This is a genomic window from Inquilinus limosus, from assembly GCF_002195995.1.
GTDB classification, from domain to species: domain Bacteria; phylum Pseudomonadota; class Alphaproteobacteria; order DSM-16000; family Inquilinaceae; genus Inquilinus; species Inquilinus limosus_C.
Genome location: NZ_NHON01000146.1, coordinates 1 through 10,595, shown reverse-complemented (window position 1 = coordinate 10,595; position 10,595 = coordinate 1). Strand labels below are relative to the sequence as shown.

Here is a 10,595-nt window from a genome sequence, read left to right as displayed (position 1 = left end):
GGCAGGGGGCGGCGGCCTGCTGGCTGGTGGAAGGAGGCCGGGCATGACGACGGATGCGGTTGTCGAGGTGGCGGGGCTCAGCCGCCGCTTCGACCTGTCCCAGCCCTGGCTGGCCCGCCTCCTGGGCGGGGCGCCGCGGCTGACGCTGAAGGCGGTGCAGGATGTCAGCTTCACCATCCGCAGGGGCGAGACGCTGGCGCTGGTCGGCGAATCCGGCTCCGGCAAGTCGACCATCGCCCGGCTGGCGGTGGGGCTGCTGCAGCCCAGCGACGGGTCGGTGCTGATCGACGGCATCGACCTGTCGGACCCGGCGAAGAAGGCGCAGCTGGCGAGGCTGCGCCGCCGCATCCAGATGATCTTCCAGGACCCCTATGCCAGCCTGAATCCGCGCTGGCGGGTCGACCGCATCGTGGCGGAGCCGATCCGCGCCTTCCGCCTGGCATCCTCGGCGGCAGAGACGGCGGAGACCGTGGCCGGGCTGCTGCGCCGGGTCGGGCTCGACCCTCGCGACGGGCGGAAATTCCCGCATGAGTTCTCCGGCGGCCAGCGCCAGCGCATCTGCATCGCCCGGGCGCTGGCGTCACAGCCGGAGTTCATCGTCTGCGACGAGCCGACCTCGGCGCTCGACGTCTCGGTCCAGGCCCAGATCCTGAACCTGATGAAGGATCTGCAGCAGCAGGACGGGCTGACCTACCTGTTCATCAGCCACAATCTGGCGGTGGTCCGGCACATGGCCAGCCGGATCGGCGTGGTCTATCTCGGCCGGATGGTCGAGCTGGCGCCGGCCCGCTCCCTGTTCCGGGCGCCGCGCCATCCCTACACAAGGATGCTGCTGGACGCGCTGCCGGACCTGGAGATGACCGGCCGGCCGCGGCGGATGGTGGAGGGCGAGATCCCCAGCCCGATCGCCCCGCCGCCCGGCTGCGCCTTCCATCCGCGCTGCCCGCTGGCCAATGACCGCTGCCGGAGCGAGGTGCCGCAGCCGCTCGCCGCCGGCGACGCCCAGGTCGCCTGCCACGCGGTGGAGGAGCGGCGGGACCGGGCCGCAGCGGCGTAGGGGCGGGGCAGGCATCGCCCTTGGCGTCGCCTCTCCCGCCTGGCGGGAGAGGCCGGGTGAGGGCGGGCTCCGGCCTCGACAAACCCCCTCACCCGGAGGTGCCGAGCGCCTCCGACCTCTCCCGCGAGCGGGAGAGGCAAAACACCCGGTTCCGTGGGTCGAGTTTTCAATGACACCCCCCATCTGTCATCCTCGGGCTTGACCCGAGGATCCAGGGGCGGCGAGAGCGGCTCTTTGTGGCCCCTGGATTGCCGGGTCAAGCCCGGCAATGACAAGGAAAAGGGCCCTCACCCCGTGTCGGGCGGCCTGGACCTGCGGCCGGGTGCGGAGCGCGGCGCCGGCAAGTCCTCCGGCGGATCGTCGGCCGGCGCCAGGAAGCCCAGTTGCTCCAGCGCCGCATCGGCGACGGCCAGCCACTCCTCCGGCTCCACCGGCAGCCCGTACTGGCGGCACAGCTCCGCCACCATCGCCGGCGCCGGGCAGGATTCGACCCGCTCCGCCACCTCCGGCCGCTCGAGATACTCCCGCACCTCGTGGCAGAGCCGGGCATCCTCCGCCTCGCTCTCCGCCGTCTCGCCGACCGCCGCGGCCACCGCCAGGAACACGCGATGCGAGCGGTCGCCCTGGGTGACGGCGACCTGCCGCCCCGCCGCCCGGCGCCGCTCCTCCCGCCGCGCCTCGCCCATCGTCTGCTCCAAGAGCAGCGTCAGCCGCAGCGAGCGGGCGATCACGGCGATGCGCTGGCAGTAGTCGACGCCGGGCTGCGGCGCCTCGACCGCCTCGGTCCGCGCCGCCTCGGCGACCTCGATCTGGATCTCGGCCATCCGGGCCAGCAGGCGCAGATGCCGCGCCGCCCGCTCCTCGGCGGGAGCGAGCGGGGCCTCCGACTCCAGATCGGTCTGCGCCTCATCCATGGAACACATCATGAACAAAGGCTGCCGATAATACCACTGCCTTATTTCCCGCCGACGGCTCGCTGCCGCCCTTCTTGACTCGCATCACCTTTTCGTTAATAACTGACCAGTCAGTCATTAACGAAGGCGAGCGGACCGGCGATGGCGCAGGCGGTGCGGAAACGGCGGAAGGAGGCGCGGCCGGCGGAGCTGCTGGAGGCGGCCTTCGCCCTGTTCGTGGAGAAAGGATTCGCCGCGACGCGGATCGATGACATCGCCGCCCGCGCCGGGGTCAGCAAGGGCACGGTCTATCTGTACTTCCCCAGCAAGCAGGCGGTGTTCGAGGCGCTGGTGCGCCAGTCGGTGCTGCCCAATGTCGAGCGGCTGATCGGCGAGACGGCGCGGCCCGAAACGCCGGTGCTGGAGATCCTGCCGCGGCTGCTGCGGGCCATCATGCAGACGGTGGCGGGGTCGCCGCTGCAGCAGTTCCCGCGCCTGATCATCGCCGAATCGCCGCAGTTTCCGGAGCTGGCGCAGTTCTGGCGCGAGACCGTGATCGACCGGATGCTCGACACCGTCTCCGGCCTGATCCGACGCGGCATCGCCGCCGGCGAGATCCGGCCGGTCGACCCGGCGGACGCCGCCCGGCTGATGATCGCGCCGCTGCTGATGGCGGTGATCTGGGGCACCACCTTCGTCCGCCAGGACGAGAGCTTCGACCTCGGCACCTTCATCGACCGGCATCTCGATATCTATCTGCGCGGCCTGGCGGCGGAGGTGCGGTCATGAGACGACGCACCCTCGCCGCTGTCGCGGTCCTGCTTGCGGCCGCCGTCGCCGCCGGCTGGTGGTTCGACCTGCCCGGCCGGCTGGGCTGGCGCCAGGGCCGGGGCGACACGCTGACCCTCTACGGCAATGTCGACATCCGCCAGGCCGAGCTCGGCTTCCGCGTCTCCGGCCGGCTGGTCGAGATGAAGCTGGAGGAGGGGGAGGCGGTGACCGCCGGCCAGGTGCTGGCGCGGCTGGACGACCGGCCGTTCCAGGACAGCGTCGCCGCAGCGAAGGCCAGTGTCGGCGCACGCCAGGCCGATCTCGACAAGCTGGTGGCCGGGCCGCGCGCCGCCGAGATCGCCCAGGGCCGCGCCACCGTGGCCGAGCGCGAGGCCGATCTGGAGAATGCCAGGCTGGCCTTCGCCCGCACCCAGGAGCTGCGGCAGAAGGGCAACGCGCCGCAATCGACGCTGGACCAGACCCAGGCCGACCGCGACATGGCCCAGGCCCGGCTCGATTCCGCGCGCCAGGCGCTGGAGCTGCTGCTGGAGGGCAACCGGGCCGAGGACATCGCCGCCGGCCGCGCCAACCTGGCCGCCGCCCAGGCCGACCTCGCCACCGCCGAGACCGCGCTGGCCGACGCCACGCTGAAGGCCCCGGCCGACGGCATCATCCTGTCGCGGGTGGCGGAGCCCGGGGCGATCATGGCGCCCAGCAGCGTCGCCTATGTGCTGTCGCTGACCAAGCCGGTGTGGATCCGCGCCTATGTGGCGGAGCCCGATCTCGGCCGGGTGCATCCAGGGTTGATGGTCGAGGTGGTCACGGATACGAGGCCGGACCGGCCCTACCATGCCCGGGTCGGCTTCGTCTCCCCGGTCGCCGAGTTCACGCCGAAGACGGTGCAGACGCCGGAGCTGCGCACCGACCTGGTCTACCGCCTGCGCATCATCGTCGACGACCCCGACTCGGCCCTGCGCCAGGGCATGCCGGTGACGGTGCGCGTGCCGAGATGACAGGAATTGCTCCCCTCCGCTCGTCTTTTTCTTGTCCCCCCTCCCCTTGCGGGAGGGGGGCAGGGGGAGGGGTCCGCGCGCGTCCGCGCGCGAATGGGCAAGGGATCAAACTCGCCGCCCAGGTTGGCTTACCCCAGTCCAGGCCGGATCGGGTTGCGAGAACCCCCTCCCCCTACCCCCCTCCCGCGAGGGGAGGGGGGACTCGTTTGGTTTGGATTGGCTCCGACAGCACCAGGGTCAGGGGATAGGCCATGCCGTCGAACAACCCCATCTCCGCCCCCACGGACCTGGTCCGCATCGACGGGGTGACCAAGCGCTTCGGGCCCGGCAGGCCGGCGCTGGACGCGGTCACCGCCGCGATCGGAGGCGGCCGGATCACCGGTCTGGTCGGGCCGGACGGGGCGGGCAAGACCACGCTGATCCGGCTGATGACCGCGCTGATGTGGCCGGAGGAGGGGGCGCTGACCGTGCTCGGCCATGACAGCCGGGCCGAGCCGGCGCCGATCCAGGCCGCGATCGGCTATATGCCGCAGCGCTTCGGCCTGTACGAGGACCTGACGGTGCAGGAGAACCTCGACCTCTACGCCGATCTCCGCGCCCTGCCGCAGGACGAGCGGCCGGCGGTGTTCGACGAGCTCCTGACCTTCACCGACCTGAAGCGCTTCACCGGCCGGCTGGCCGGCAAGCTGTCCGGCGGCATGAAGCAGAAGCTGGGACTCGGCTGTGCCCTCTTGCGCAAGCCGCGCCTGCTGCTGCTGGACGAGCCGGGCGTCGGCGTCGACCCGATCTCGCGACGCGAGCTGTGGGGCATGGTGCGCGACCTGACCCGGGAAGGCATCGGCGTGGTCTGGTCGACCGCCTATCTCGACGAGGCCGAGAAATGCGACCGGGTGCTGCTGCTGAACGAAGGGAACCTGCTCTATGAGGGCGAGCCGGACGGGCTGACCGGCCGGGTCGAGGGCCGGGTGTTCCGGCTGACCGGGGTCGCGGGCCGGCGGCGGCAGGTGCTGGCGGCGGCGCTGGACCGGCCCGGCGTGATCGACGGCGTCATCCAGGGCACCGCGATCCGGCTGGTGACGAAGGAGAAGGACCATCCCCCGGCGCCGCCGGAGGAGGCGGGTGCCGCCGCCAAGGTGAAGCCGGCGGAACCGCGCTTCGAGGACGCCTTCGTCGACATCCTCGGCGGCGGCCCGGGCGGCCGGTCGAAGCTGGCCGAGGCGCGCGAGGCGCTGCCGCCGCGCGACGGGCCGGTGATCGAGGCGCGCGGCCTGACCAAGCGCTTCGGCGACTTCACCGCCGCGTCCGACATCAGCTTCGACATCCCGCGCGGCGAGATCTTCGGCCTGCTCGGCCCCAACGGCGCCGGCAAGTCGACCACCTTCAAGATGCTGTGCGGCCTGCTGAAGCCGACGGCGGGGGAGGGGCGGGTGGCCGGTTTCGACCTGCGTCGCGACGCGGCGCAGGCGCGCAACCGCCTGGGCTACATGGCGCAGAAATTCTCGCTCTACGGCGATCTCAGCGTCGCCCAGAACCTCGATTTCTTCGCCGGCGTCTACGGCCTCGACCGGCGCCGGGCGCAGCGCCAGATCGGGCTGATGACCGAGATCTTCGCGCTCGGCGAGGTGCGGTCGCGCTCGGCCGGCACCCTGCCGCTCGGCTTCAAGCAGCGCCTGGCGCTGGCCTGCGCCGTGATGCACGAGCCCGAGGTGCTGTTCCTGGACGAGCCGACCTCCGGCGTCGACCCGATCAGCCGGCGCGAGTTCTGGACCCACATCAACGGCCTGGTCGAGCGCGGCGTGACCGTGCTGGTGACCACCCATTTCATGGACGAGGCCGAGTATTGCGACCGGATCACGCTGATCTATCGCGGCCGCTCGATCGCGCTCGGCTCGCCGGACGAGCTGAAGGCCAGGGTGGCGGACAGCGGGCATCCCGACCCGACCATGGAGGACGCCTTCATCGCCCTGGTCGAGGCGTCGGATGAGACGAGGGAGGCGGCGTGATGGGGCTCCTTTCTCAGCTCGAGCAAAACAAGTCCCCCCTCCCCTTGCGGGAGGGGGGTAGGGGGCGGGGGTTCTCTCGGCACGAGCCGATTCCAGGCCTCGGCAAGCCGGCTTGGGTCGCAGCGTTGCTCCCATGCCATTCGCGCGCAGACGCGCGCAGACCCCTCCCCCTACCCCCCTCCCGCAAGGGGAGGGGGGACAAAAAGGGGATGCAGGGTGAGGGAGTTGCCGCTCCCGGCCGCCTCGGGGACAGCCCATGACCCCCTCGGTCCACGACGCCCCCGCCCACTCCCGCGCCGACCGGCTCCGCCGGTTCGGGGCGCTCTTGCGCAAGGAGAGCCGGCAGATCCTGCGCGACCCGTCCAGCCTGCTGATCGCCGTGGTGCTGCCGGTGCTGCTCTTGTTCCTGTTCGGCTACGCCCTGTCGCTCGACGCCGACCACACCCGGGTCGGCGTGGCGGTGGAGAGCCCGGGGCCGGAGGCGCGCGACCTCGCCGCCGCCTTCCAGGCCTCGCGCTATTTCGACGCCCGCATCGGCACCGACCGGCGGCAATTCGCCGACGATCTGGTGACCAACCGGGTCAAGGGCGTCATCGTCATCCCCGCCACCTTCGCCGCCGAGGCGGCGCGGCCCGGCGGTTCGCCGCAGATCCAGATCCTGGTCGACGGCACCGACCCGAACACCGCCAACTTCGTCATGGCCTACGCCCAGGGCGTGCTGTCGGGCTGGCGGGCGATGCGCGCGGCCGGGCAGGGCGCCGACGGCGCGCCCGCGATCGATGTCGAGCAGCGCGTCTGGTTCAACCAGGAGCTGGTCAGCCGCAACACGCTGGTGCCCGGCGCCATCGCCATCGTCATGACCATGATCGGCACCCTGCTGACCGCCCTGGTGGTGGCGCGGGAGTGGGAGCGGGGGACGATGGAGGCGATGATGGCGACGCCGGTCACGGCGGCGGAGCTGCTGGCCGGCAAGGTGCTGCCCTATTTCGCGCTCGGCCTGGCGTCGCTGACCCTGTGCGCCTTCGTCGCCGTGGTGCTGTTCGGCGTGCCATTCCGCGGCTCGATCGGAGCCCTCTACCTGGTCTCCGCCGCCTTCCTGTGCCCGGCGCTGGGGCTGGGGCTGATCATCTCCTCGGCCACCAAGAACCAGTTCCTGGCGTCGCAGCTGGCCCTGGTGGCCGGGTTCCTGCCGGCCTTCCTGCTGTCGGGCTTCCTGTTCGAGATCGGCTCGATGCCGGAGCCGATCCAGTGGATCACCACCATCCTGCCGGCGCGCTACTACGTGCCGGCGCTGCAGACCGTGTTCCTGGCCGGGGACATCTGGCCCCTGTACCTGCGCAACATGGCCGTGCTGCTGGTCGAGGGCGCGATCCTGCTGGCCCTGGCCGCGCGGCTGATGCGGAAGAGGCTGGCCTGAGATGTGGAGGCGCCTCAAGGCCCTGGTGGTCAAGGAGCTGCTGGCCGTGCTGCGCGACCCGCGCGGCCGGATGATCCTGATCGTGCCGCCGATCCTGCAGCTCTTCGTCTTCGCCTATGCCGCGACGATGGAGGTGAAGAATGTCGACCTCGCGCTCCTGGACCGCGACCGCGGCGCCTGGAGCCAGGAGCTGGTGCGGCGGGTCGAGGGCTCGCCTTACTTCCGCAGCATCCTGCCGGTCGACACGCCGGCGGCGCTGCGCCAGGCGATCGACCGGCAGCAGGTGCTGGCGGCGGTGCAGATCGGGCCCGGCTTCTCCCGCGACATCGCCGCCGGGCGCCCGGCGGATGTGCAGGTGATCCTGGACGGCCGCCGCTCCAACGCCTCGCAGCTGGCCGGCACCTACATCTCGCAGATCGTCGCCGGCATGGCCGCCGACGCCGCCAGCCCCAGCGGCGTGGCCGAGGGGACAGACGCCGCGGTGCCGCGCTTCTGGTTCAACCCGGCGCTGGACACGCAATGGTTCATGGTGCCGAACCTGATCGCGGTGATCGCCGTGCTGATCGGCCTCATCGTCACCGGCCTGTCGATCGCGCGGGAGCGGGAGCTCGGCACCTTCGACCAGCTGCTGGTCTCGCCGCTCCGGGTGCACGAGATCCTGCTGGGCAAGACCATCCCGTCGCTCCTGATCGGCTTCGGCCATTGCAGCTTCTATCTGCTGGCGGCGGTGATCTGGTTCGGCCTGCCGCTGCGCGGGTCGCTGGGCATGTTCTATGCCGGGGTGTTCTTCTACCTGCTGGCGCTGATCGGCGTCGGGCTGTTCATCTCGTCGCTGTCGGCGACGCAGCAGCAGGCGATCCTCGGATCCTTCCTGTTCATGATCCCGGCGACGCTGATGTCCGGCTTCGCCACGCCGATCGACAACATGCCGGGCTGGCTGCAGCCGGTGACCTATCTGAACCCGCTGCGCTACTTCATCGTCATCGTCCGCGGCGTGTTCCTGAAGGGCCTGCCGGTCGAGGAGATGCTGCGCAACACCGTGCCGCTGGCGCTGATCGCCCTGGCGACGCTCAGCGCCGCCGCATGGATGTTCCGGCGAAGGATGGAGTAGGGGCCAGCCCTTTAAGGCAGCGGGACGACGCGGTTGTAGAGGTCGTCGCCGGGCTCGCGGGCCGGGGCGGTCCGGTCCTGCGCCGCGGGCGTCGGGTTGTGGACCGACACGTTGAACTGGTCGCCGGGGACCTGCGGCGACGAGCAGGCGGCCATGACGACGCCGGCCACGATCATCGACAGAATTGCCGGACTCCGCATGATGCAACTCCCCCGGGCGCCGTCGCCTGTCGACGGCATGGACCCCAATCCTACGATCCTCCTCCCCGCTGCGCTCCGCTGCAAGCCCGAAACCGGTTACGGTTGTATCCAAACAATTGATCTGTTTCGGAGTGCGGCGTCTGGCCTTAGGGTCTGAGGCCGCCGGTCGGCAGCCCTGCCCCGGCCCAGCCCAGAGGCCGGCGATGCGGACCGACACTTCCTCCACCCTCGACGCGCCGGGCGGCGTGACGGTGGCGCCGCGCGGCGGCTCGGCGTTGCAGCCGGTCGCGGCCGGCGTGCTGGCCGCCATCGTCGGCTTCGCCAGCGCCTTCACCGTGGTGCTGCAGGGCCTGACGGCGGCCGGCGCCACCCCGGCCCAGGCGGCCTCCGGCCTGCTCGCCGTCTGCATCGGCCAGGGGCTGCTGGCGATCCTGCTGTCCTGGCGGTCGAAGCTGCCGATCAGCATCGCCTGGTCGACCCCCGGCGCGGCGCTGCTGGTGGCGACCGGCATGCCGGCGGGCGGCTTCGCGGCCGCGGTCGGCGCCTTCCTGGTGGCCGCCGCGCTGGTGGTGGTGGCCGGGCTGTGGCGGCCCTTCGGCCGGCTGGTCACCGCGATCCCGGTGCCGCTGGCCAGCGCCATGCTGGCCGGGGTGCTGCTCGACCTCTGCCTGGCTCCGGCCCGCGCGGTCGGCGCCATGCCGCTGCTGGCCCTGCCGGTGGTGCTGGTCTGGGCCCTGGCCTGGCGCTTCGCCCGGCTCTACGCCGTGCCGCTCGCCGTCGTCGCCGCCCTGGCGATGATCGGCCTGACCACGGCGGTGCCGCCGGAGGCCTTCGCCCATCTGTGGCCGCGGCCGGTCTTCATCGCCCCCGCCTTCACCACCGGTGCCCTGGTCGGCATCGCCGTGCCGCTGTTCATCGTCACCATGGCGTCGCAGAACGTGCCGGGGCTGGCGGTGCTGAACGCCAATGGCTACCGCCCGCCGGTCGGGCCGCTGTTCGTCGCCACCGGCGTGACCAGCGGCCTGGCCGCGCTGATCGGCGGCCATGCGGTCAACCTGTCGGCGATCACCGCCGCCCTCTGCGCCTCGGCCGAGGCGCATCCCGACCCGGCGCGGCGCTGGCCGGCGGCGGTGGTGGCCGGGGCGGTCTATGTCGTGATCGGCCTGTTCGCCGGCTTCGCCGCCGCCTTCATCGCCGCCTCGCCGCCGCTCCTGATCCAGGCGGTGGCCGGCCTCGCGCTGCTGGGCAGCCTCGGCGGCGCCCTGTCGACCGCCCTGGCGCGGGAGGAGGAGCGGCTGCCGGCGGTCGTCACCTTCGTCACCACCGTCTCCGGCCTCTCCCTGTTCGGCATCGGCGCCGCCTTCTGGGGCCTGGTGGCCGGCGGCGCGATGATGGCGCTGGGGCGGCTGAAGATCTGACGGCTCAGGCGGTCTCGTCCAGCCCGGGCGGCACGCCCAGCCGCTGCTTCAGCCCGGCCCAGCCCTGCGGCGTGACCTCGACCGCGCGGGAGGAGGGCGAGCGCCGCAGCCAGCCCTTGTCGCACAGCAGCGCCAGGAACTGAACGCCGAGCGGCCCGGCCAGATGGTGCTCGCGCTCGGTCCAGTCCAGGCATTGCCGGGCCAGGCCGCGCCGGGTCGGGCGCAGCGAAGCGACATCGAGGCCGATTCCGGCGAACCAGTCATGCCCGTCCGCCGTCACCTCGAACCGCTTTTCCGGCGCCGGCACGATCAGCGCCCGCTCCTGCAACGCCCGGGTCACCGCCACGCCCAGCCGGCCGGCCAGGTGGTCGTAGCAGCAACGGGCGAAGCAGAACTGGCGGGCATCGCGGCTCAGCGGCTTGCGGCGCACGGCCGCCGGCGGGCCGATGGCCGCGAGCTGCTCCAGCGCCTGGGCGACATGGGCGCCGGCGAGGCGGAAATAGCGGTGCCGGCCCTCGGTCTCGACCGTCAGCAGCCCGCCCTCCACCAGCTTGGCGAGGTGCGAGCTGGCGGTCTGCGGCGTCACCCCGGCGGCATAGGCCAGCTCGCCCGCCGGGCGGGCCCGGCCGTCGACCAGCGCGTTCAGCATGTTGGCGCGGGCCGGGTCGGCGATCAGCTGGGCGGTGCGGGCGACGCCCGGATTGATCGGCGT

10 protein-coding genes are annotated in these 10,595 nt (G+C 72.1%); 7 read left to right on the top strand and 3 right to left on the bottom strand.

Translation table 11 applies throughout. The features are described 5' to 3' along the window. A partial coding sequence (locus BWR60_RS34110) for an ABC transporter ATP-binding protein (protein WP_343216434.1) occupies window positions 1-1,057 on the top strand: 1,057 nt, incomplete at its 5' end. Between the two features lie 287 nt (window positions 1,058-1,344). Here BWR60_RS34110 and BWR60_RS37430 read toward each other — a convergent pair. Beyond that, window positions 1,345-1,971 (bottom strand): hypothetical protein, encoded by a 627-nt coding sequence (locus tag BWR60_RS37430; protein WP_179222063.1) that lies wholly within the window; start codon window positions 1,969-1,971, stop codon window positions 1,345-1,347. 141 nt (window positions 1,972-2,112) lie between these two features. Between BWR60_RS37430 and BWR60_RS34100 the strand changes: the two genes are divergently transcribed. From BWR60_RS34100 to BWR60_RS34080, 5 genes are all read left to right on the top strand, one after another. Next, complete coding sequence (locus tag BWR60_RS34100; RefSeq protein WP_088157472.1) at window positions 2,113-2,739, top strand: TetR/AcrR family transcriptional regulator; 627 nt, start codon at window positions 2,113-2,115, stop codon at window positions 2,737-2,739. Then, the gene (gene hlyD / locus BWR60_RS34095; RefSeq protein WP_088157470.1) at window positions 2,736-3,734 is read left to right on the top strand and encodes a secretion protein HlyD; all 999 of its coding nucleotides are present in this window, start codon (window positions 2,736-2,738) and stop codon (window positions 3,732-3,734) included. Before BWR60_RS34100 ends, hlyD begins: the two co-directional genes overlap by 4 nt. A 251-nt stretch (window positions 3,735-3,985) precedes the next feature. After that, a complete protein-coding gene (locus BWR60_RS34090; RefSeq protein ID WP_088157468.1) occupies window positions 3,986-5,737 on the top strand; it encodes an ATP-binding cassette domain-containing protein in 1,752 nt (583 codons plus the stop codon). 256 nt (window positions 5,738-5,993) lie between these two features. Next, a complete protein-coding gene (locus BWR60_RS34085) occupies window positions 5,994-7,154 on the top strand; it encodes an ABC transporter permease (RefSeq protein ID WP_088157466.1) in 1,161 nt (386 codons plus the stop codon). A 1-nt stretch (window position 7,155) separates the two neighbouring features. After that, entirely contained in the window at window positions 7,156-8,265 is a 1,110-nt protein-coding gene (locus BWR60_RS34080; protein ID WP_088157464.1) for an ABC transporter permease, read from the top strand. 11 nt (window positions 8,266-8,276) lie between these two features. On the opposite strand, the gene BWR60_RS36695 is transcribed toward BWR60_RS34080, so the two are convergent. After that, the gene (locus BWR60_RS36695) at window positions 8,277-8,465 is read right to left on the bottom strand and encodes a hypothetical protein (protein ID WP_144445855.1); all 189 of its coding nucleotides are present in this window, start codon (window positions 8,463-8,465) and stop codon (window positions 8,277-8,279) included. A 203-nt stretch (window positions 8,466-8,668) separates the two neighbouring features. On the opposite strand from BWR60_RS36695, the gene BWR60_RS34075 reads away from it, so the two are divergent. Beyond that, complete coding sequence (locus BWR60_RS34075) at window positions 8,669-9,883, top strand: benzoate/H(+) symporter BenE family transporter (RefSeq protein WP_088157462.1); 1,215 nt, start codon at window positions 8,669-8,671, stop codon at window positions 9,881-9,883. 4 nt (window positions 9,884-9,887) lie between these two features. Here the strand turns inward: BWR60_RS34075 and BWR60_RS34070 are convergent. Further along, on the bottom strand, window positions 9,888-10,595 hold a 708-nt coding region (locus BWR60_RS34070), incomplete at its 5' end, for an ArsR/SmtB family transcription factor (RefSeq protein WP_275542414.1).

Bases quoted from the DNA above. Each gene is read 5' to 3' on its own strand.
- BWR60_RS37430 (WP_179222063.1), bottom strand. From the start codon at position 1,971: ATGGATGAGGCGCAGACCGATCTGGAGTCGGAGGCCCCGCTCGCTCCC.
- BWR60_RS34100 (WP_088157472.1), top strand. From the start codon at position 2,113: ATGGCGCAGGCGGTGCGGAAACGGCGGAAGGAGGCGCGGCCGGCGGAG.
- hlyD (WP_088157470.1), top strand. From the start codon at position 2,736: ATGAGACGACGCACCCTCGCCGCTGTCGCGGTCCTGCTTGCGGCCGCC.
- BWR60_RS34090 (WP_088157468.1), top strand. From the start codon at position 3,986: ATGCCGTCGAACAACCCCATCTCCGCCCCCACGGACCTGGTCCGCATC.
- BWR60_RS34085 (WP_088157466.1), top strand. From the start codon at position 5,994: ATGACCCCCTCGGTCCACGACGCCCCCGCCCACTCCCGCGCCGACCGG.
- BWR60_RS34080 (WP_088157464.1), top strand. From the start codon at position 7,156: ATGTGGAGGCGCCTCAAGGCCCTGGTGGTCAAGGAGCTGCTGGCCGTG.
- BWR60_RS36695 (WP_144445855.1), bottom strand. From the start codon at position 8,465: ATGCGGAGTCCGGCAATTCTGTCGATGATCGTGGCCGGCGTCGTCATG.
- BWR60_RS34075 (WP_088157462.1), top strand. From the start codon at position 8,669: ATGCGGACCGACACTTCCTCCACCCTCGACGCGCCGGGCGGCGTGACG.